The sequence below is a fragment of the Enterobacter sp. K16B genome (assembly GCF_020216105.1).
Taxonomy (GTDB): domain Bacteria; phylum Pseudomonadota; class Gammaproteobacteria; order Enterobacterales; family Enterobacteriaceae; genus Enterobacter; species Enterobacter sichuanensis.
Window position 1 is genome coordinate 23,567 of the sequence record NZ_JAIWJZ010000008.1, and the last position, 21,785, is coordinate 45,351.

Here is a 21,785-nt window from a genome sequence, read left to right on the forward strand (position 1 = left end):
CTGCGCTTACGATTTGCTTATGTAAAACGATCGAGGATAATAAAGACATTGCGTATCAGTGATATGCCCCAATACTGTTGGTATATCCATAAGAGACTCTGACAAAGCCATGCCTGAACACTATCGTTATTCCTTACCTGTCAAAGCGGGCGACCAGCGCCAGCTGGGTGAACTCACGGGCGCGGCGTGCGCCACGCTGGTGGCAGAAATTGCTGAGCGCCATCCTGGCCCGGTGATCCTGGTTGCCCCGGATATGCAAAACGCCCTGCGCCTGCACGACGAAATTCGCCAGTTCACCGATAACCTGGTGTTCAGCCTGGCCGACTGGGAAACGCTGCCGTATGACAGCTTCTCTCCGCATCAGGAGATCATCTCCTCGCGCCTGTCGACGCTCTATCAGCTGCCGACCATGCAGCGCGGTGTGCTGATTGTGCCGGTGAACACCCTGATGCAGCGCGTCTGCCCGCACAGCTATCTGCATGGTCATGCGCTGGTGATGAAAAAAGGCCAGCGCCTGTCCCGTGATGCCCTGCGCGAGCAGCTTGACGGCGCCGGTTATCGCCATGTCGATCAGGTGATGGAGCACGGGGAATACGCGACCCGCGGCGCGTTGCTTGACCTCTATCCGATGGGTAGCGACCAGCCGTATCGTCTCGACTTCTTCGATGATGAAATCGACAGTCTGCGGGTATTCGACGCCGACACCCAGCGCACGCTGGAGGAGGTCGAGTCCATTAATTTATTGCCCGCACATGAGTTCCCGACGGACAAAACCGCCATCGAACTGTTCCGTAGCCAGTGGCGCGATAAATTCGAGGTGAAGCGTGACGCCGAACACATTTACCAGCAGGTCAGCAAAGGCACGTTGCCTGCCGGCATCGAATACTGGCAGCCGCTGTTCTTTAACGAGCCGCTGCCGTCCCTGTTCAGTTACTTCCCGGCGAACACGCTGATTGTGAACACCGGCGATATCGACGCCAGCGCGAGCCGCTTTGAAAGCGAAACCCGCGCCCGCTTTGAAAACCGCGGCGTTGACCCGATGCGCCCGCTGCTGCCGCCGGAAGCGCTGTGGCTGCGTACCGATGAGCTCAACGCCGAGCTGAAGCGCTGGCCGCGAGTGCAGCTCAAGACCAATTCGCTTGCCGATAAGGCCGCCAACACCAACCTCGCCTTCCAGGCGCTGCCGGATCTGGCCGTTCAGGCACAGCAGAAATCTCCGCTGGAAAATCTGCGCAAGTTCCTGGAATCCTTTACCGGCCCGGTGGTGTTTTCCGTAGAGAGTGAGGGCCGCCGTGAAGCGCTCGGTGAGCTACTGGGGCGCATTAAAGTGGCGCCGAAGCGCATCCTGCGTCTGAGCGAGGCGACCGGCAACGGTCGTTACCTGATGATCGGCGCCGCCGAGCATGGATTTATTGATACGCTTAACAACCTGGCACTGATTTGCGAAAGCGACCTGCTGGGCGAACGCGTCGCGCGTCGCCGCCAGGACAGCCGTCGTACCATCAATCCGGACACGCTGATCCGCAACCTGGCCGAGCTGCATCCGGGCCAGCCGATTGTTCACCTTGAACACGGCGTGGGTCGTTACCAGGGAATGACGACGCTGGAAGCGGGCGGTATCAAAGGTGAATACCTGATGCTGACCTACGCTAACGACGCCAAACTCTATGTACCGGTCTCTTCCCTGCATCTGATCAGCCGCTATGCGGGGGGCGCCGAGGAGAATGCGCCGCTGCATAAACTGGGCGGTGACGCCTGGGCGCGCGCGCGCCAGAAAGCGGCGGAAAAAGTGCGCGATGTGGCAGCCGAGTTGCTGGACATCTACGCGCAACGCGCGGCCAAAGAGGGCTTCGCCTTTAAGCATGATAAAGAGCAGTATCAGCTGTTCTGCGACAGTTTCCCGTTTGAAACCACGCCGGATCAGGCACAGGCCATTAACGCCGTGCTGAGCGATATGTGCCAGCCGCTGGCAATGGATCGGCTGGTGTGCGGCGACGTCGGCTTCGGCAAAACCGAAGTGGCAATGCGTGCCGCCTTCCTTGCGGTCGAAAATAACAAGCAGGTGGCGGTACTGGTGCCAACCACTCTGCTCGCCCAGCAGCACTTTGACAACTTCCGCGACCGCTTCGCCAACTGGCCGGTACGCATCGAGATGCTGTCGCGTTTTCGCAGTACCAAAGAGCAGACGCAGATTCTGGAACAGGCAAGCGAGGGTAAGATCGACATTCTGATTGGCACCCACAAGCTGCTGCAAAGCGACGTGAAGTGGAAAGATCTGGGGCTGCTGATTGTCGACGAAGAGCACCGCTTCGGGGTGCGTCATAAAGAGCGGATCAAGGCGATGCGCGCCGACGTCGATATCCTGACCCTGACCGCGACGCCTATTCCACGTACGCTCAATATGGCGATGAGCGGCATGCGCGATCTGTCGATTATCGCCACGCCGCCTGCGCGCCGTCTGGCGGTAAAAACCTTTGTCCGTGAGTACGATAATCTGGTGGTACGTGAGGCCATTCTGCGTGAAGTGCTGCGCGGGGGACAGGTCTACTACCTCTACAACGACGTGGAAAATATCCAGAAGGCGGCAGACCGGCTGGCGGAGCTGGTGCCGGAAGCGCGCATTGCCATCGGTCACGGGCAGATGCGCGAGCGCGAGCTGGAGCGGGTGATGAACGACTTCCACCACCAGCGCTTTAACGTGCTGGTGTGTACCACCATCATTGAAACCGGGATCGACATCCCGACAGCGAACACGATTATTATCGAGCGCGCGGATCACTTCGGTCTGGCGCAGCTCCACCAGCTGCGCGGCCGCGTCGGACGTTCGCACCACCAGGCTTACGCCTGGCTGCTGACCCCGCACCCGAAAGCGATGACCACCGACGCGCAAAAGCGCCTGGAAGCCATCGCCTCGCTGGAAGATCTTGGGGCAGGCTTTGCGCTGGCCACGCACGATCTGGAGATCCGCGGTGCCGGTGAACTGCTGGGGGAAGACCAGAGCGGCTCCATGGAGACCAACGGCTTCACGCTCTATATGGAACTGCTGGAGAACGCAGTCGATGCCCTGAAGGCCGGACGCGAACCGTCGCTGGAGGATCTCACCAGCCAGCAGACCGAGGTCGAGTTGCGTATGCCTTCCCTGCTGCCGGACGATTTCATTCCGGATGTGAATACCCGTCTGTCGTTCTATAAGCGCATCGCCAGTGCGAAGACGGAAAACGAGCTGGAAGAGATTAAGGTGGAGCTGATTGACCGCTTTGGCCTGCTGCCCGATGCGGCGAGAAATCTGCTGGATATCGCGCGTCTGCGTCAACAGGCACAGAAGCTGGGCATTCGGAAGCTTGAAGGCAACGAAAAAGGCGGCGTGATTGAATTCGCCGAGAAGAACCACGTCAACCCGATGTGGCTGATCGGTCTGCTGCAAAAACAGCCGCAGCATTTCCGCCTGGATGGCCCGACACGTCTGAGATTTACCCAGGAGCTGACGGAGCGCAAAACCCGGATGGACTGGGTGCGTAATTTTATGCGCCAGCTGGAAGAGAACGCGATCGCCTGACGCCCCTTCCCCCCTTTAATGTCCTGTTGCGGGGGGACAATTTACAAACTCTTTGCACTTCACCCGATCTTCCCGACACACCCATTCGCCATAATTATCGTTAACCCCTTATAAAACAATAGCCTTATCATTTATATGGATTATGGTGATGACGATCTCTATGCGTATGACTCGCTGGATAACCTTGTTTGCGCTGGCAGCCACCGTCGCGGTGGCCCTTCCCGCCCGGGCAAACACCTGGCCCCTTCCCCCTCCTGGCAGCAAGGTGGTCGGGGAAAACCGCTTTCATGTGGTTGAAAACAACGGTGGTTCACTGGAAGCGATTGCCAAAAAATATAACGTTGGTTTTCTGGCGTTGCTGCAGGCCAACCCGGGGGTTGACCCGTACGTCCCCCGCGCGGGCAGCGTACTGACCATCCCGTTACAAACTCTGCTGCCGGATGCCCCGCGGGAGGGGATCGTGATAAACCTGGCGGAGTTACGTCTCTATTATTATCCACCGGGCAAAAAGGAAGTGACCGTCTACCCTATCGGGATTGGCCAGCTGGGCGGCGACACCCTGACGCCGACGATGGTCACCACCGTCTCGGATAAACGAGCGAACCCTACCTGGACCCCGACGGCCAACATTCGTGCCCGCTATAAGGCACAGGGTATCGATCTTCCCGCCGTGGTGCCGGCAGGCCCGGATAACCCGATGGGGCACCATGCCATCCGCCTGGCGGCCTACGGTGGCGTCTATCTGCTGCATGGCACCAATGCGGACTTTGGCATCGGCATGCGCGTCAGCTCCGGCTGTATTCGTCTGCGCGATGACGACATCAAAACACTGTTTAACGTCGTTACGCCGGGAACCAAAGTGAATATCATCAACACGCCGATCAAGGTTTCTGAGGAGCTAGGCGGCGTGCGGCTGGTTGAAATTCACCAGCCGCTGTCGAAAAACATTGGCGACGATCCGCAGACGCTGCCCATCAACCTGAATGCTGCCATGGTGAGCTTTAAAACCAATGCGAACACCGATGGCACCGTCATGGAGCGCGCCATGGAGGCTCGTTCAGGAATGCCGACCGATGTCACCCGGCATCACGATGTCGTCCAGCAGTCGCTGTAATTCAGAAAGAAAAACGCCCTGCACGTGTCCGTTCATTTAAGGCTAGCGTGACGTAAAGCTGAAAGGATATTCAGGCGGTACATAAAGCACCGAACGATCGTATCGTCGGTGCTTTCTTTTTTCTGGCAGGATATCCCGGGGTCGCAGGAGGTGGTAACGAGCTGCTGCTTAAACTTAATCTGTGAAATTTTTCAGCGCGACACATTAATATAGTATTTTCGTCGGGAAGGGATACGTATCGAAATATATAAATGGTCGATTTCTGTAAAATACAGCTTTATAAGGTAAAATGAGAGCAATTAGTTCATCCATTATTACATCCCCATGTGCTGGTAAGCCTTATCACCCTGTAGCCAGGTGATAAATACCCCTGCAGCCGTAAACAATCCAGTACATATTACGAACAGAATAACCAGGAACCAGCCAGAAATCTCTTTACCCTCGTTAACGCTGAAACTACACATAGTTAATATCACAGCGAAAAATAACATCATTCCTGATATTCCGGCGGAAGACCACGGTGGCGTGTACATTTTTTCCGTCGGATAATCGGGCTGATGGGTTAATCTGGATGATACCGCCGTTATAGAAAACTTTTTCTGTTCGGATGCCGCCACAAACTGGTCTCCCTGTGCATACGTCACTGCATCTGATGCCAGCGCCAGCGCCAGCCACGAATACCCTGCAGAATGCTCACCGAGCGACATTTCAAGTTCCAGTCGTTCCGGTACGACTTTCTTTTCGTCCAGCACTTCCAGCAGCGGATACTTCTCTGTGCGCGATAAACCGGTATACCAGATCTGTTTGGGTTTGCTGACAACCTCCGCACGCAGATAAACAGGTACCGCTCTTTCTACGTCAGTAACCGCCGTCATAGGTTGATAAAGATAAACAGGTTTTTCTCCTGCCGTTTTAACGTAGTAATTCGTCAGGAGAAGCGCGGTAGCATTCTCCATCCACTTGCATTCCCCTTCTTCAGAATGCAAATCGACACAGATAAGCAGGCGTTCAACGACGTAGCCGTTCGTCTGTTTTATCCACTCTGTGACTAACGTATAATCCGGGCATTCAGGTAAAAATGTGATTTTTTTGGTCGAGATCCCAGAACGTTCAAGCACACGCCGGAGTTCATCGCTACAGGATTCATCCCCACCCCGCACCCATACAAGCGCTTCTATCTGCCTGTACCGAGAGAGTTTTTCCACCATCGGCTCCAGGACGTGGATAATAGCCTGCCCGGCCCGCGTGAAATCGAATGATTTATCCAGTTCAATTTTCAACGGTATTTTGGCGGCCAGCGGAAACTCCCCCTCCAGTTTCAGCATGTTCAGCGCCAGTTCCTTTGTTGCCTTTGGCGGGGTCAGTATCGACCAGCCAGCCAGGATGATGTTACTCCTGGCATAGCTGACAACCTTGTATTCCTGCCGTGCCGCAATCAATAAGCGCGTTTCTATGTAGTGTCTGTTCGCGTTATACGCCATACAGAACGCCTGTACTAAAAAGGTTACTGCAGCGACAGGTATTACCACGGCATCAATAAGGAAACTTGAATCAACATGTTTATTACCCGGCCAGGTGACAGCCCGGATACCAATACAAACAATCACCACGAGCACATAGACAACACACACACCCATAGCGGGAAAGTCATGTTTAAATTCGTTCTGCTTAGGGTAAAGCCACCAGTTCATCACACAGCCCCCGCAGTGGGGAGTGTGGTGCGAATGGCACAGCCGCACGCCGCTTTACAGCCATCCACGACCACGCCACGGCCGTTCATCGTCCATGTCGGGTGGCATTCGTTAATGGGGAATGTTCCCTTGTGTTGTGGACACGTCACCTCATCACCTTTCAGCGCGACGGGCAGGCCCATAAACTGCGCGCCGGACGCTTTAATCACTTTTCCGCCGCTCACCAGCGGGTCATTCAGTCGAATTACGCCGTTCATCAGTATCCTTTCCTTCCTGCATTCATATCGCAGCGCATATGGTCCCAGCCGGTGTAGCCTTTTACATCCGGTACTTTGTCGGGTAAGCCCTGATAGTTGGCCTTAAACTGCGCAGTATCTTCTTTCAGACCTTGTTTGGTGATGTAATCCAGCCCCCATGCAGGCCCAGGGGAACGGGGTTCCAGCTTCCCATCAACTTTGCTGCCCATGCCATCATCCACGGTATATTCAATCCCAGAACCGCCAGCGGCAAGGCGCGGATCATCAAACGGCTTGGACGACATATACAGCCGATGTTTGGTCTGTAAAAACCCCTGTTCGTTGACGACGGTGAAGGAAATAATATCGTCGTAAGGAGGTGATGAATCACCATTAGGTTCATTTTCTCTGGGAGCAAACGAAGAAGGATACCAAGTTTGCCCATAATCTTTCGAAACCATAGCCCCAGGAGAATCCCAGGTAGGAATAGCAATATAATGTTCAGAGGGATGAATAAATTTTTTGGTGTAAATCCGGTAAAATTGGCTGACAGGCTCAGAGTGAATACCCCGTTGTGTATCGGTGTACCAGAGTTCACCTTCACAGTCCCAACCCTTCAATTCCAGGTAACGGTGGTCATCAAAACGGTAAACTACCTGGGTCGGCGGCTCTGAAGCCTGGCAACCGGAACCTACCAGTACCGCAACTAAGTTAATACCCGTTGTATATTTCAGACTCATATATGTCTCCCTGTCATGATTCCCACCACGATTTTTGTTTCGCTATTCCCAGGTTACTGTCAGATTTTGGCTTCGGCATATCCCATTGTAGATTTGCCACCTCCTGATTCCCGGCAGCTAAGTCACGGGACGGCTTGACAGCCGTAGCATTGTTAAACTGATTTTCCACACCGAACTCACCTTTTGGCAGAATGTCATCCGGCTTGTTCATGAAAAATTTTGTCGTCACGTTATCCAGCTTACCGGTTCGGTAATATTCTTTAGCGAAAGGATAACCATTTTGAGGGTCACGCCAGTCCGCGCGGTGTAACAATCCCTCCCAGAACTTGCCTGCCTGATAGTCAAAAGAAATGCACTGGCCGATAGCCAGATCGAACGCCATCGCATGAGACGGCGCAAACTCACTCGCCACAATAGAACAGTGCTGGCTGTAGCCTACCGGATCGGTTTTCTGCCACTCCTTTTCAAGTTCATTACGGGATTTAAGCCAGGTCAGTGTCAACTGAGAAAAATCTCTCGTTCCCGTCACTTTGCCGCGAATAACTTCATGCCCCCGGTCAAAACTTTCCACCTGCAGCTCATTCGGCGTTAATACATGACCCGGTTGCCAGCTGATACGTTGATAGTTACTAAGCGCATAGGGTTCGCAGGAGAAGGCAGAGAGCGGGAAAAGGTATTCAGTTCGGACGGGAAAGCATCCACAACGAAGTCCATATCGTATTCAGACGAAAAAAAATCCGGGTTCAGAGGGGCTGAACCCGGATTGTCTCCTACTGGCAGGATCGTTCAAGTGTTCTTAAACGATCGGCATTACTGCACATGTGCAGGGCGTTTTTTATTGCAGTGGCATAAATGAGGGTTTATGCCCAGCTTATTTGTAGATAACAGCTGTGCCGTGCAGAGTGTTAGGACCGGTCACAGAGGTGATACGGAAAGATTTCGCACCCATTTCTTCCGCTTTTTGCGCCAGCTGATCTTCCAGAGAACCCAGGTTAGTCCCGGCAGATGCTGAGATAGTCCCGACTTTATGCTGATCGGCAGGGGTGGATTGCACTTCAACAGCAGCAAAGCTGGCGAAAGAGAGTGAGCTCAGAACAGCGGCAGCGATGAGAGTTTTTACGTTTTTCATGATCTTTACCTTTTGCAGATGAATTTGGAGGTCGTTAGCCATTTAGTTAACGATCGATAGGTAAATCATAAATGTGATCCAGCTCACGCGTCAACATAATTTTATAATGAGCGTTAAGTTATTTTTAAAATCGTTAATTTTCATACGCATATGATTAATTTATTTTTAAGCATTCAGCGCTGGTGGTGGCTTGCGTTTATTTTTATAATGGTTATTCAACAAACCAACAGAGGACCAACGGCACATGACAACCGATGTCACGAGTTGTGCGAAGAAAAGCCGTGGCCGACCAAAAGTGTTTGACAGGGATGCAGCGCTTGATAAGGCCATGACTCTCTTCTGGCAACATGGGTATGAAGCGACCTCGCTTTCCGATCTGGTGGAAGCCACCGGAGCCAAAGCGCCGACGCTGTATGCTGAATTTACCAATAAAGAGGGGCTGTTCAGGGCAGTGCTGGACAGATACATTTCGCGCTTTGCGGCGAAGCACGAAGCCCAGCTTTTTTGTGAAGAAAAAAGCGTTGAACAGGCTCTGCGGGATTACTTCACCGCCGTCGCAACCTGTTTTACCAGTAAAGACACGCCTGCGGGCTGCTTTATGATTAACACCTCTGCCACCCTTGCGGCGTCGTCAAAAGAGATCGCCAATACGGTGAAATCGCGTCACGCCATGCAGGAGGAGACGCTCAGCGCGTTTCTGGCTCAGCGTCAGCAGCGCGGTGAAATCCCGGCGCACTGTAACCCTCAGGTGCTGGCGCAATACCTGAGCTGTATTTTGCAGGGGATGTCGATCAGCGCCCGTGAAGGGGCCTCGCTGGAAAAACTGCAGACTATCAGCGACACCACGCTGCGACTGTGGCCTGAGCTCCTCAAACTCTGATGCAAAAAAAAAGCTCCTCAGCCTGAGCGCATGAGGAGCTAAATTCAGAGAACATCTATTTTTTACACTTTGTTATTCAAAACCAGCTGGCCATTTCCATCCAGTGGGATTTGCGTGCCGGGATCTTTATCCATGCGGATTTTGCCCTGCTGATCGCCAATTTTATACGTCACGTCATAACCCAGCATTTTCTCCGACTTGTCATAGACGGTTTTGCAGCGCTGCTGAGTGGTGGTGTAGGTATCGTTATCCTGCATCGCGCCCTGCACCTGGTTACCGGCATAGCCGCCACCCAGTGCGCCTACCACGGTCGCCACATCCCTGCCCCGACCACCGCCAAACTGGTGACCAATCACGCCACCCGCTACCGCTCCCAGAACAGAACCGGCAATACGGTTTTCATCCTGTACCGGACGACGGTGAGTTACCGAGACGTTACGGCACTCCTGACGAGGGGTTTTCACGGTTTCTTTAATCGGCGTAGCAGAAACCACCTGAGCATACTGCGGGCCGCGATCTAATACGTTGAGACTGGCAACGGCAGCCACACCTAACGCAGCCGCAACACCAATCCCTATACCCGCCAACATTGATTTATTCACGGGACTTCCTCCTTTGTTGCTATTGGTAACAATTTTGCAATGGAGGCACGACCTCGCCAATCAGATAAAGGATCAAAAAAGCGGCATTACGAGGGGGGAGCGTCGATTTAGGAGAACTCTTAAGCACTCAAACTGTGATCTGCAGCATGAAATGCTAAAAACTCCCTCCGGAGAGCCCGGAGGGAGTGAAAGATTAGTGCAGCTTGAGACGCGGACGGATCACGCGGTTGATGCGGCCCACCAGCATCATCAGTCCGGTTTTGAAGTAGCCGTGCAGCGCAATCTGGTGCATACGGTACAGGGAGATATACACGAAGCGGGCAATGCGCCCTTCTACCATCATCGAGCCACGCATCAGGTTACCCATCAGGCTGCCGACGGTTGAGAAGTTGGACAGCGATACCAGCGAACCGTGGTCTTTATAGACATACGCTTTCATTGGCTTACCTTTGGTCTGCGCCAGGATGTTGTGCAGCACCAGGCTTGCCATCTGGTGAGCGGCCTGAGCACGCGGCGGCACGAAGCCACCTTCAGGACGCGCGCAGGAAGCGCAGTCGCCAATAGCAAAGATGTCAGGGTCGCGGGTGGTTTGCAGCGTCGGCTCCGTCACCAGCTGGTTAATGCGGTTCGTTTCCAGGCCACCAATATCTTTCATGAAGTCAGGGGCTTTGATACCTGCCGCCCAGACCATCAGATCCGCTTTGATGTACTCGCCGTCTTTGGTGTGCAGGCCGCCTTCGTCAGCGCTGGTCACCATGGTCTGTGTCAGCACCCGCACGCCCAGTTTGGTCAGTTCATTGTGCGCCGCGCCGGAAATACGCGGTGGCAGCGCAGGCAGAATGCGTTCACCCGCTTCAACCAGCGTCACGTTCAGCGCTTCGTTGGTTAACCCTTTATAGCCGTAGCTGTGCAGCTGCTTCACCGCATTGTGCAGCTCAGCAGACAGCTCAACGCCCGTCGCACCGCCGCCGACAATGGCGATATTCACCTTGCCGTTCGCCCCCAGATTACTGGTGTACTTCAGGAACAGGTTCAGCATTTCCTGATGGAAACGACGCGCCTGGTGCGGGTTATCAAGGAAGATACAGTGCTCTTTCACGCCAGGCGTGTTGAAATCGTTAGACGTACTGCCCAGCGCCATAACCAGCGTGTCATACGCCAGCTTGCGCTCCGGGACCAGCAGCTCCCCTTTTTCATCACGCAGCTCTGCCAGAGTAATGGTTTTGCTTTCACGGTTAATGTCCACCACCGAGCCCAGTTGGAACTGGAAGTGATGGTTGCGCGCGTGTGCCAGATAGCTCAGTGCGTCCACACCCTCATCCAGAGAGCCGGTCGCCACTTCGTGCAGCAACGGTTTCCACAGGTGACTGTGGTTACGATCCACCAGCGTAATTTTGGCTTTTTTACCGCGACCCAGCTTCTTGCCCAGCTGTGTCGCCAGCTCCAGCCCGCCAGCACCACCGCCTACAATCACTATCTTTTTCAATGGCGTAGTCAACGTGACCCCCTCAAATTATTAACCAATTGTTAATTAAAAGTTATAAAAATAACCCTTAATTAACAACAGGTTACAGCACTGAAACCATTCAGGTGAATTGAGAATAACACGTCAGGCGCATTGGTCATACCAAAATTGATATGCATCAAGTTTTGATGGCTTAAAAGTAGACAATTCTGGTCAAAAAGAAAGCCCGGTACGCTTTCGCATCCGGGCTTCTGGATCTGCTGACAGGGCTTAACCCAGCGTTTTAAACGCTTTGATACGCTGCAGGTGCGGAGAGATGTTCTTAAACTTGTGGGTCTGTTCTTCGTCCCAGACGATCTCATAGTAATGATGCAGCAGTTCTGCAGCCCGGTGGCTGTTGAGTGCCTCATCATTACGCGACAGGATCACCAGGCAGCGGTCACGGTTTTTCTCCCGAAAATTGCTGACGCACTTGGTCGCAATATCGACATACTCTTCCGGGCGGTCAATCTTGCCTTCCATGTTCTCGTTCGGGAAAAGGTTAGGATTAAATACCACCTGGCGGATGTCGCACAGGAAGCCAATCCGCTCTGCCCAGTAGCCGCCCAACCCTACGCCACAGATCAACGGTCGATCGTCGACGTTAAGCTGCAGCATCTTGTCCACTTCTTTAAGCAGATGCTGCATATCATGCTTCGGATGGCGCGTGCTGTAGCTGATCAACCGTACATCCGGATCGATAAACTGCAGCTGCAGCACCTTCTCATGATTACCAGGACTGTTTGAGTCAAAACCGTGTAAATAGATGATCATCGTCTTCTCACCATGCTACGCCTTCCGGGAGGGTTTACAGGCTGGCTTTATGTGCCTGCCAGCGCTCATTCAGGTCTTCAAGCCGGGCGTTGACCGTCTTCCAGCGCGCCGAATCCATCAGCTCCTGACGGCTAAATGAACCTTTATGATACAATTGTGTAACACGCTCTGCATTGATCGGCGACAGGTTATCCAGCACGCTAACCGCACCTTTACGATTATTGCAGACCAGGATCATATCGCAACCTGCATCCAGCGAGGCCTGACCGCGTTCAGCATAGCTGCCCATGATCGCCGCCCCTTCCATCGATAAATCGTCAGAGAAGATCACGCCATTGAAGCCCAGCTCCTGGCGCAAAACGGTTTTCAGCCAGTGCGGAGAGCCGCTGGCAGGACGCGGATCAACGTCGCTGTAAATCACGTGCGCTGGCATGATGGCGTCCAGCTTGTTATCGGTGATAAGCGAGCGGAACACCGACATGTCTTTGGCGCGAATTTCCGCTTCCGGGCGCGGATCACGCGGGGTCTCTTTGTGGGAATCCGCCGTTACCGCCCCGTGGCCCGGGAAGTGTTTCCCGGTGGTTTTCATCCCTGCAGCGTGCATGCCGTCGATGAAGCGGGTTGCCATTGCCAGCGCAACACGCGGATCTTCATGGTATGAACGCTCGCCAATGGCGGCGCTGATATGCCCCACGTCCAGTACCGGGGCAAAACTGATGTCGATATCCATGGCAATCATCTCGCTGGCCATCAGCCAGCCGGCCTCCTGCGCCAGTTTCCCGCCCTCTTCCGTACCGAGCAGTGCGGCAAAAGACTGGGCCGCCGGCAGACGGGTAAATCCTTCGCGAAAACGCTGCACGCGTCCGCCTTCCTGATCCACGGCCACCACCAGATGGTTGCGCGATGCGGCGCGGATCTGACGCACCAGCTCAGGCAACTGAGCCGGATCGTGATAGTTGCGGGTAAACAGGATCAGGCCCCCCACCAGCGGATGCGCCAGAATTTCACGCTCCTCCGCATCCAGCTCAAACCCTTCTACATCCAACATGACTGGACCCACATCCACCTCTCTTATCCTTTAGTTTGTAACTGACGCCAGGCATCGTCTGCCAGCGCAATAAAATGTTTGTCTCTGGACTGCTGGTAGCGCATTTCAAACCAGCCGGCCATTAATATGACAACCCAGGGTCGCCAGCGTCTGACCTGACGCTTCAGCGCGTCGACGTCAATCTGTGCCAGCCTGGCGTAGTCCCTGATGAGCGCCTGCCGCGCGGCGTCGCTTTCCGTCCAGACCGCCGCCAGCTCCAGCGCCACATCGCCATCTCCGGCATATTCCCAGTCGATCAGCCTGATCCCCGCCGGGGTATGCACAATATTTCCGGCATGAACATCCATGTGCAACGGCGAGAGTCGAATCGGCTGTGGCTCGCCCGTTTTGCGCAGCCGTTTGAGCTGTGCCAGCCACGCCGGGCTGCGTCTCTCCGGCAGGGCTTGCTGCCAGTAATGTTCGAGCAAGGGAAATAACGTGATTCGCCATCCCAGACGGGGTTGCCGGTGCAAATGATACAGCATAGCCGCAAGCTGTGGCGTGTCCGGCAGCGCGCTTTTAACCTCGCCTTCCAGATACTCAACGGCCATCCATCCCTGTCTGAAAAAACGGGGAGCGGGTACCAGATCTGACGGAAGACGTCTCAGGGCACGAAACTGACGACGAAAATGGGAGGCAGGCGCGAAAGGATCGTGATTTTGCCGCAGGACCAGGCGTTGATCACCCTGCGCAATAATGCAACTCGCGCCGCCAAGCCCGGAGTGGGCCTGCGGCGCGATAAGGCGATACTGCGGAAAATAGCGTGTCAGGATCTCGTCACGCGTGCTGTCATTGTTGCGTAACCGCACCTTTACCTGACCAGATGATTTCGCCTGTCTGAACCAGCATCAGCTGCATCTGCAGGGCTGGCGTGTTCACGTTGCCGGTGGCGTTAGAGTACAGCACATACTGTGCGCCCACGTTACGGGCAATACCGATCGCCTTGCTACGTGTGCCGAGGCTGTCCTGTGGCGACAGGCCAAGCTGCTGTTTGGCTACCGCGAGCTGCTGGGCGGAAACCAGCGTAAACTTACCGTTGTTTGCCAGCGCATTGCGCAGGGTTTCCGTCGCTTCGCCCGCGTTCAGAGAACCGTTGGTACGGTTGTTCACGCTATCGACCAGCAACACGCTGCCTGCGGTCACACCCTGTGCCTGCAGCATTTTGCCCACCATCGGCTGCATTGCCCCGTTCCAGTCGTAATGGCGCACGCGGGGCGTGGGCTGCGACGTCTGGTCAGGATGTTCAATTGGCCCCGGCTGCGCCGGAATAGACGGTACAGACGGCACGGTTGGCTGCGGCTGCGTTGGCTGCGCTGGCTGTTCCGTGCCCGGTTTAGCCTCTTCCACAGGCGCCGGTTGTTCAGTACGGGTCACACACCCTGCCAGGAACAGGGCAAAAGCGGTCACGAGCGCATAACGGCTCACATTTTTAATCAAGGTTCACCCCTCAGAGATAAAGATAAAGTCTCACTTTATGCGCACCCAGATAGTTGGCGCTGCCATAGAGCGTTACCGACGACCTTGCCGGAAGGGTAACGCTGCGCGCCGCCTCCAGCGGGTGCATTTCAAGACCTCTTGCGTCATACCAGAAAAAACGGTAGTGAACCGTTACTGGTTCATGTCTTTCATTAAAGAGCGTAGAGGAGGCAGACGAGTTGATTTCACTGATGGTCAGCGCGGGTTGTTGCGCGGTAATGCCCGCAGCAAGCACAGAGGATTCCATCACCAGCGTCTGCTCATCATTCACGGGGATCGCCGGGCGTGAACTGCACCCCACGATCGTCATCGTCATTATCAGCGCTGCAATACGCCCTTTAAACATGTCAAAGACCTTTGTGTGCCAGCATCGGCCCCAGAGGACGTCCACCCAGCAGATGCATATGAATATGATAAACTTCCTGGCCGCCATGACGGTTGCAGTTCATGATCAGACGATAACCGTCTTCAGCAATGCCTTCCTGTTCAGCGATTTTCGCGGCCACCGTCAGCATACGACCTAACGCCACTTCGTGCTCGGTTTTTACGTCGTTTACGGTCGGAATCAGAATATTAGGAATGATAAGGATGTGCGTCGGTGCCTGAGGGGAAATGTCCCGGAAAGCCGTCACCAGTTCATCCTGATAGACGATATCCGACGGAATTTCGCGACGGATAATTTTACTGAAAATCGTTTCTTCAGCCATGACCTTTTCCTTTTTTGTTTAATCTGGCGCGAGCAATCGCTGTTAACACACGCTCTGATTGAGTGCGTGACACAATTCAAGAGTATGAGCGAGTTTCTCCTGTCCTTTCAACCTCCTCCCCCGATTTCTTTCCTGAATGTTCATCAGCTGAACGAAGAGTGACCGTTAAAGCATGCGGGTGCGTTTTTTTAAGACAGAAATAAAAAAGGCAGCCATTCGGCTGCCTTAGTCTCCCCAGGTCACAACTTAGCTGTTGCGGATGTACTCATCCATTTCGGTTTTCAGGTTATCGGATTTGGTACCGAAGATTGCCTGTACACCGGAACCTGCAACAACCACACCGGCTGCGCCCAGTTTTTTCAGACCCGGCTGGTCTACTTTCGCGACGTCGGCCACGCTCACACGCAGACGAGTGATGCACGCGTCCAGGTTAGTGATGTTCTCTTTACCGCCGAACGCGGCAACCAGTGCCGGCGCCATTTCGCTGGTTGCACCCGCTTTGCTGTCTTCTGTCGCATCTTCACGGCCTGGGGTTTTCAGGTCCAGTGCTTTGATCAGCACGCGGAAGATGGTGTAGTACACAACGGCGTAGCACGCACCCACGATTGGGAACAGCCACAGTTTGCTGCTGTTACCGGACAGAACGATGAAGTCGATCAGACCGTGAGAGAAGGACGTACCGTCACGCATACCCAGCAGGATACAGATTGGGAATGCCAGACCTGCCAGAATCGCGTGAATCACGTACAGGATCGGCGCAACGAACATGAAGGAGAACTCGATCGGCTCGGTGATACCGGTCAGGAACGAGGTCAGCGCTGCGGAGATCATGATACCGCCCACTTTTGCACGGTTCTCTGGTTTAGCAGAGTGCCAGATAGCGATTGCCGCTGCTGGCAGGCCGTACATTTTGAACAGGAAGCCACCAGACAGTTTACCTGCAGTTGGGTCGCCCGCCATGTAACGTGGGATATCGCCGTGGAACACCTGGCCTGCGGCATTGGTGAATTCACCAATCTGCATCTGGAATGGAACGTTCCAGATGTGGTGCAGACCGAATGGCACCAGGCAACGCTCGATGAAGCCGTAGATACCAAACGCCACAACCGGGTTCTGGTAAGCAGCCCACTGAGAGAAGGTCTGGATAGCGGAACCGATTGGTGGCCAGATGAAGGACAGGATCACGCCAGTGAAAATCGCTGCCAGACCAGAAATGATCGGAACGAAACGCTTGCCCGCGAAGAAGCCCAGATACTCAGGCAGCTTGATGCGATAGAAGCGGTTAAACATATACGCTGCAATCGCACCGGAGATGATACCGCCCAGAACACCGGTGTCCGCCAGGTGTTTCGCGGCAATCTCTTCTGCCGGTAAATGCAGAACCAGCGGCGCAACCACAGCCATGGTTTTCACCATGATGCCGTAAGCCACCACTGCAGCCAGCGCAGATACGCCGTCGTTGTTGGTGAAGCCCAGAGCCACACCGATCGCGAAGATCAGTGGCATGTTAGCAAAGACAGAACCGCCTGCTTCGGCCATCACGTGGGAAACTACGGCTGGCAGCCAGCTGAAGTTTGCAGAACCGACACCCAGCAGGATACCTGCGATAGGCAGTACGGATACTGGCAGCATCAGCGATTTACCGACCTTTTGCAGGTTAGCAAATGCATTCTTAAACATAATTGAGAGTGCTCCTGAGTATTTGTGCTTTTTTTACGCTTTCACGCATTGGCCCGGGGGGAGTACCGTGCCGTGGACAGGACATCTAAGCGCCCTTTATTTATTACACAGAGTAAAATAATTCCCTCTGAGTTTGTTTGACGGCTATCACGTTTCAGCTTAAGGCGGTCGAAAAACTTTCAGTTATTTACAAAAAGCATGTCCGGATGTGTCTAAAAACACCCTCACCGCCCCAAATGAGGCGGTGAACTTTACTCGTTTTATTTATTAATTACGAGCCTAAAAAAAACAGATGTATCAGACAGATTGCAGGCGGGCGGGGTCGATATGGAACAGCGTAGAGAAGTTATCCGTGGTGACGCGAGCCAGCTCTTCAATACTGACACCTTTAAGCACGGCCATGTACTCCGCAACATCTCTCGTCATCGCCGGTTGGTTCTCTTTACCGCGATGCGGTACCGGTGCCAGATAAGGAGAGTCTGTTTCCACCAGAATGCGATCGAGCGGAACATAACGAGCAGCATCACGAAGTTGCTCAGCGTTACGGAACGTGACGATCCCGGGAAACGAAATATAAAACCCCAAATCAAGCAGTTTACCCGCCGTTTCTCTGTCTTCTGTGAAACAGTGTAGTACGCCCCCGCAATCCGTCACGTTTTCTTCCCGCAGGATCGCCAGCGTATCGGCACGCGCATCGCGGGTATGCACAATAACCGGTTTGTTAAGCTCGCGGCCGATGCGGATATGATGGCGGAAAGACTCCTGCTGGCGCGGTTTCGTTTCCGGCGTGTAAAAATAGTCCAGCCCGGTCTCACCCATCGCCACCACGCCCTCTTCGGCGGCCAGTCGGCGCAGATCCTCGACGTCATACGCCTCATCCTGATTCAACGGATGAACGCCACAGGAAAACACCACGTTATCGCGAACGCCTACCAGCTCGCGCATCGTGCGATAACCCGGCAGCGTCGTCGCCACCGCAAGGCAAAATTTCACATCGCGGGCCGCGGCTTTCGCCAGCACGTCATCCACGTTTTTATGCAGGGATTGATAATCCAGGCCATCAAGATGGCAGTGTGAGTCGACTAAAAACATAATGTCTCTCTCAGAGATGGGAAACAGGCGGTGTGACGCCGGGTTGCAGGTAATGTTCAATGCGCAGTAACTGGTCGGTCAGTAAAAGCTCGCGATTAAGACCAGTAACGGTTATAAGCTGTTCACGACTCTGACAAATGTCATGAAGCATCGCGTGAAGAACCGCACCTGAGAGACGGTTCGCCAGCGTATTCACCAGTGTCCATGCATCCGGGTTGGTCAGCAGCGTTGCCCCTTGCTGGATTTTTAGCGCATCCAGCAGTAAGGCGGCCAGCCAGTGCAGACGCTCGTCGGCCTGGTCGCTGTTGAGCACCGGCAATACGCTTAGCCAGTCACCGCTGTGAAGCGAAGACTCGACGGTCCGGCAGAGCGCTTCTCGCTGTGACCAGACGTCCGGCTGCAGTATGGCCAGTGCCGCCGCCGGAGCTCCGCTGCTCAGGCGCAAGGCGGACAGCGCACTTTCAGGTGATGTTGTCACCTCTCGCTCCAGCCAGCTCAGCGCCCATGATTCCTGAGGCACCGCAAGGTGATGAAGACGGCAGCGGCTGCGCAACGTCGCCAACAATCGTCCCGGATCGCGGCACGAGAGGAAAAACCATGTTTTTTCCGGCGGCTCTTCAAGGGTCTTAAGCAGGGCATTAGCCGCCGCCTCGGTCAGTTGGGTGGCGTCTTTAAGCCAGACGACTTTAGCGCCGCCCAGACGCGCGTGTTCGTACAATTTTTCACTGACTTCACGCACGGCATCAATACCCAGTGCGCTCTTGCCCTTCTCAGGCTCAAGCGTGTAGTAGTCAGGATGTGTGCCCGCCTGCATCAGCTGACATCCACGGCACTTGCCGCAGCTTTTGTGCCCTTCCGGCTGCTGACACATCAGAAAACGGGTGATGGCATAAATTAGCGCCTCATCCCCCATCCCTGGCAATGCCTGAATCAGTAACGCATGATGCCCCCGCCCCGCCTGATAGCTGCCGATCAGCTGTTCAAAGTGCGGACGCAACCATGGATACCATTTCATGCCTGTTGCTCCTGTACCCACTGTGTAACGGTCTGCTGAATATCGCGCGTGACGTCATCCAGCGACTGCGTCGCATCGATGGTACGAATAGCGCTGTCCTGTGCTGCCAGCTCTAGATAGCGTGCACGGGTGCGGTTAAAGAAATCAAAGGACTCTTGTTCAATGCGGTCCAGCTCGCCGCGCGCGCGTGCGCGTTTGAGCCCCACTTCCGGCGTAACGTCCAGATAGAGGGTCAGGTCGGGGCGAAAATCACCCAATACGGCATTACGCAGTGTTGCCAGCATTGTCTGGTCAATACCGCGTCCCCCGCCCTGATACGCCTGAGTAGAGAGATCGTGACGATCGCCAATAACCCACTTGCCCTCGGCCAGCGCGGGCTTAATCACCGTCTCAACCAGCTGTACGCGCGCCGCGTAGAACATCAGCACTTCCGCTTTGTCAGTGATAACTTCGTCGCCAACGGATTTAATGTCCAGTACCAGGCTGCGCAGCTTCTCGGCCAGCAGCGTACCACCCGGCTCACGGGTAAATACCATGTCCGTCACGCCAAGCGCCTTGAGCGTATCCACCACCACGTTGCGGGCAGTGGTTTTACCTGCCCCTTCGAGTCCCTCAATGACAATGTATTTACTGCGCATTTTTTTCCTTAAGTGCCTTCAGATAGTCCTGAACGGAACGATTATGGCTGGCAAGGTTGGTGTTAAAGGTGTGCCCCCCTTTTCCATCCGCCACAAAATAGAGATACGGTGTTTTAGCCGGGTGCGCGGCTGCCCTGAGCGACGCCTCGCTCGGCGTGGCAATCGGGCCAGGCGGTAAACCACTAATCACATACGTATTATACGCCGTGGGTGTCTCGAGATCTTTTCTGGAAATTTTGCCGGTATAACTCTCACCCATGCCGTAGATAACAGTAGGGTCGGTTTGCAGACGCATGCCGATACGCAGACGGTTGATAAAGACAGACGCCACCCGATCCCGCTCAGCGGCGACGGCCGTCTCCTTTTCAATGATTGACGCCATCGTTACAAACTGGTTCCGATCGTTGTAAGGCAGCCCTTCCATTCGCCCTTCCCAGGCGGCATCGATCGCTGCGACCATTTTTTTATGCGCCCGCTTCAGAATCGCCACGTCGGTTGTACCGGCGGTATACATCCAGGTGTCTGGCCAGAACCAGCCTTCCACCCATTCCGGATGCTCTAATTTCAGCGCCTCGGCCACCGTCTGATAGCGATCGTCTTTTAACGTGTGTTTGATATACGGCGCGTCGCGCAGTTGTTTGAGGTAATCGCTCAGGCGCATCCCCTCCACAAACCGCAGGGGGAACTGCGCTTCTTTACCGCTTTCCAGCAACTGCATCATCTCCCTGACGGTCATTCCCGGCGTGAAGCGATAGGTACCAGCTTTGAAATGAGACAAGTCAGGCTCCACGCGCAATAGCCACTGGAAAACACGCGGACGATTGATAATCTTGTCGCCATAGAGCTGTTCCCCAAGCGCCTGGCGGCCCGTCCCCGCTTTCAGGGTGAAGATTGTCTCGTCTTTAATCAGGATTTTACTGTTCGCCAGTTGGCGAACTTTCCACACGCCTGCTCCGCCAGCGACACCCAGCGCAACGATCAGGAGAAGGACAAAGCGCAACATTTTTTTCATGACTATCTGGTTTGCTCACATATCGGGGCTAGAAACTGAAACAGCTCGCGCGAGACCCAGCGGTGTTGGCCATACGCACGGACCGGTACAACAGGCATCAGCGCATTACATATGATGACTTCATCTGCGGTCTGTAGCGCTGCTTCGCCTGCGCTCACTTCGACAACGCGAAAGCCAGAGTGTGCCAGCTGCTGCAAACAAAACTGACGCATAATACCGTTCACACCCGCCTGTTCCAGTGACGGCGTGAAAACATCATTCCCCTGCCGCCAGAATAAATTAGCCGCACAGCATTCCGTAATGACGCCTTCGCTGTCAAGAACCAGCGCCTCATCGGCGTCCGTCTGCTCAAGATGAGTACGAATCAACACCTGCTCCAGGCGATTGAGATGCTTAATGCCGGCGAGCATGGCGTTTCGTCCCAGCCGCAGGGGACTCAACGTCAGGGTGACGCCCTCTTCTCGCCAGCGAGCGTAATGCACGGGATAAGCAGACGTGGAGAGGATACGCGTTGGGTTAAGGCACGACGCGGCACTGTACCCCCGGCCACCACTGCCACGGCTGATAATAACTTTAAGTACGCCGCTCTGCTTCCCGGATGCCAGCTGGCACATTTCCTGACGCAATGTATCCCACTGTGTAAAGGGGATCAGTAACGCTTCGCAGGCCGTTTGCAGACGACGAAGGTGGGCATCAAGCAGGCATACGTCACCATCGGCAATGCGCGCCGTGGTAAAGCAACCATCACCAAATTGCGTCGCCCTGTCGCTGGCAGGCAGCGTGTCCTGCTCAAGGCCATTGATTAAAAACATGGTGGCTCCTTATGCGTGGGCGTTTAGTCTGGCAGGATGT

22 protein-coding genes are annotated in these 21,785 nt (G+C 54.6%); 3 read left to right on the forward strand and 19 right to left on the reverse strand.

Translation table 11 applies throughout. From position 1 onward, the window contains the following. Window positions 1-109 precede the first annotated feature (109 nt). Window positions 110-3,556, forward strand: a complete 3,447-nt coding sequence (gene mfd / locus LDK53_RS01955) for a transcription-repair coupling factor (protein WP_225283812.1) — start codon at window positions 110-112, stop codon at window positions 3,554-3,556. A 148-nt stretch (window positions 3,557-3,704) separates the two neighbouring features. Beyond that, on the forward strand, window positions 3,705-4,670 hold the full coding sequence (gene ldtC, locus LDK53_RS01960) for a L,D-transpeptidase LdtC (RefSeq protein ID WP_225283815.1): 966 nt from the start codon (window positions 3,705-3,707) through the stop codon (window positions 4,668-4,670). A 314-nt stretch (window positions 4,671-4,984) separates the two neighbouring features. Here ldtC and LDK53_RS01965 read toward each other — a convergent pair whose 3' ends face one another. The 5 genes from LDK53_RS01965 to bhsA form a co-directional block, all read right to left on the reverse strand. Beyond that, a complete protein-coding gene (locus LDK53_RS01965) occupies window positions 4,985-6,361 on the reverse strand; it encodes a hypothetical protein (protein ID WP_225283816.1) in 1,377 nt (458 codons plus the stop codon). Beyond that, entirely contained in the window at window positions 6,361-6,618 is a 258-nt protein-coding gene (locus tag LDK53_RS01970) for a PAAR domain-containing protein (protein WP_025758159.1), read from the reverse strand. The genes LDK53_RS01965 and LDK53_RS01970 overlap by 1 nt, the downstream gene beginning before the upstream one ends. Then, window positions 6,618-7,337: a hypothetical protein gene (locus LDK53_RS01975; protein ID WP_225283817.1), complete on the reverse strand. Its 720-nt coding sequence runs from the start codon at window positions 7,335-7,337 to the stop codon at window positions 6,618-6,620. The genes LDK53_RS01970 and LDK53_RS01975 overlap by 1 nt, the downstream gene beginning before the upstream one ends. 13 nt (window positions 7,338-7,350) lie before the next feature. After that, window positions 7,351-7,908: a hypothetical protein gene (locus LDK53_RS01980; RefSeq protein ID WP_225283818.1), complete on the reverse strand. Its 558-nt coding sequence runs from the start codon at window positions 7,906-7,908 to the stop codon at window positions 7,351-7,353. 300 nt (window positions 7,909-8,208) lie between these two features. After that, complete coding sequence (gene bhsA / locus LDK53_RS01985) at window positions 8,209-8,466, reverse strand: multiple stress resistance protein BhsA (protein WP_025758152.1); 258 nt, start codon at window positions 8,464-8,466, stop codon at window positions 8,209-8,211. A 244-nt stretch (window positions 8,467-8,710) separates the two neighbouring features. Between bhsA and comR the strand changes: the two genes are divergently transcribed. Continuing rightward, window positions 8,711-9,346: a TetR family copper-responsive transcriptional repressor ComR gene (comR, locus tag LDK53_RS01990; RefSeq protein WP_025758151.1), complete on the forward strand. Its 636-nt coding sequence runs from the start codon at window positions 8,711-8,713 to the stop codon at window positions 9,344-9,346. Window positions 9,347-9,408: 62 nt separating this feature from the next. Here comR and LDK53_RS01995 read toward each other — a convergent pair whose 3' ends face one another. From LDK53_RS01995 to pabC, 14 genes are all read right to left on the reverse strand, one after another. Further along, entirely contained in the window at window positions 9,409-9,948 is a 540-nt protein-coding gene (locus LDK53_RS01995) for a glycine zipper 2TM domain-containing protein (RefSeq protein WP_025758150.1), read from the reverse strand. 193 nt (window positions 9,949-10,141) lie between these two features. Next, window positions 10,142-11,446, reverse strand: coding sequence for an NAD(P)/FAD-dependent oxidoreductase (locus LDK53_RS02000; RefSeq protein ID WP_025758149.1), 1,305 nt, complete (start codon window positions 11,444-11,446; stop codon window positions 10,142-10,144). A 237-nt stretch (window positions 11,447-11,683) separates the two neighbouring features. Next, the gene (gene ycfP / locus LDK53_RS02005) at window positions 11,684-12,226 is read right to left on the reverse strand and encodes an alpha/beta hydrolase YcfP (protein WP_008500781.1); all 543 of its coding nucleotides are present in this window, start codon (window positions 12,224-12,226) and stop codon (window positions 11,684-11,686) included. 34 nt (window positions 12,227-12,260) lie between these two features. Then, window positions 12,261-13,286 (reverse strand): beta-N-acetylhexosaminidase, encoded by a 1,026-nt coding sequence (gene nagZ / locus LDK53_RS02010; RefSeq protein WP_225283946.1) that lies wholly within the window; start codon window positions 13,284-13,286, stop codon window positions 12,261-12,263. An 11-nt stretch (window positions 13,287-13,297) separates the two neighbouring features. Continuing rightward, entirely contained in the window at window positions 13,298-14,122 is an 825-nt protein-coding gene (gene thiK, locus LDK53_RS02015) for a thiamine kinase (RefSeq protein ID WP_225283820.1), read from the reverse strand. Continuing rightward, complete coding sequence (gene lpoB / locus LDK53_RS02020) at window positions 14,103-14,747, reverse strand: penicillin-binding protein activator LpoB (protein WP_095449563.1); 645 nt, start codon at window positions 14,745-14,747, stop codon at window positions 14,103-14,105. Before lpoB ends, thiK begins: the two co-directional genes overlap by 20 nt. Before the next feature lie 13 nt (window positions 14,748-14,760). Beyond that, window positions 14,761-15,135, reverse strand: coding sequence for a YcfL family protein (locus tag LDK53_RS02025; protein ID WP_025758145.1), 375 nt, complete (start codon window positions 15,133-15,135; stop codon window positions 14,761-14,763). Window position 15,136: 1 nt separating this feature from the next. After that, complete coding sequence (hinT, locus tag LDK53_RS02030) at window positions 15,137-15,496, reverse strand: purine nucleoside phosphoramidase (protein ID WP_006809243.1); 360 nt, start codon at window positions 15,494-15,496, stop codon at window positions 15,137-15,139. 246 nt (window positions 15,497-15,742) lie between these two features. Then, a complete protein-coding gene (gene ptsG, locus LDK53_RS02035; protein ID WP_014831454.1) occupies window positions 15,743-17,176 on the reverse strand; it encodes a PTS glucose transporter subunit IIBC in 1,434 nt (477 codons plus the stop codon). A gap of 297 nt (window positions 17,177-17,473) precedes the next feature. Continuing rightward, window positions 17,474-18,268, reverse strand: a complete 795-nt coding sequence (locus tag LDK53_RS02040) for a metal-dependent hydrolase (RefSeq protein ID WP_225283838.1) — start codon at window positions 18,266-18,268, stop codon at window positions 17,474-17,476. 10 nt (window positions 18,269-18,278) lie between these two features. Beyond that, complete coding sequence (gene holB, locus LDK53_RS02045; RefSeq protein ID WP_225283840.1) at window positions 18,279-19,283, reverse strand: DNA polymerase III subunit delta'; 1,005 nt, start codon at window positions 19,281-19,283, stop codon at window positions 18,279-18,281. Beyond that, on the reverse strand, window positions 19,280-19,921 hold the full coding sequence (tmk, locus tag LDK53_RS02050) for a dTMP kinase (RefSeq protein ID WP_045284992.1): 642 nt from the start codon (window positions 19,919-19,921) through the stop codon (window positions 19,280-19,282). The genes holB and tmk overlap by 4 nt, the downstream gene beginning before the upstream one ends. Beyond that, a complete protein-coding gene (gene yceG, locus LDK53_RS02055; RefSeq protein ID WP_225283851.1) occupies window positions 19,911-20,933 on the reverse strand; it encodes a cell division protein YceG in 1,023 nt (340 codons plus the stop codon). The genes tmk and yceG overlap by 11 nt, the downstream gene beginning before the upstream one ends. A gap of 2 nt (window positions 20,934-20,935) precedes the next feature. Further along, window positions 20,936-21,745, reverse strand: coding sequence for an aminodeoxychorismate lyase (gene pabC / locus LDK53_RS02060; RefSeq protein WP_045284994.1), 810 nt, complete (start codon window positions 21,743-21,745; stop codon window positions 20,936-20,938). Window positions 21,746-21,785 lie beyond the last annotated feature (40 nt).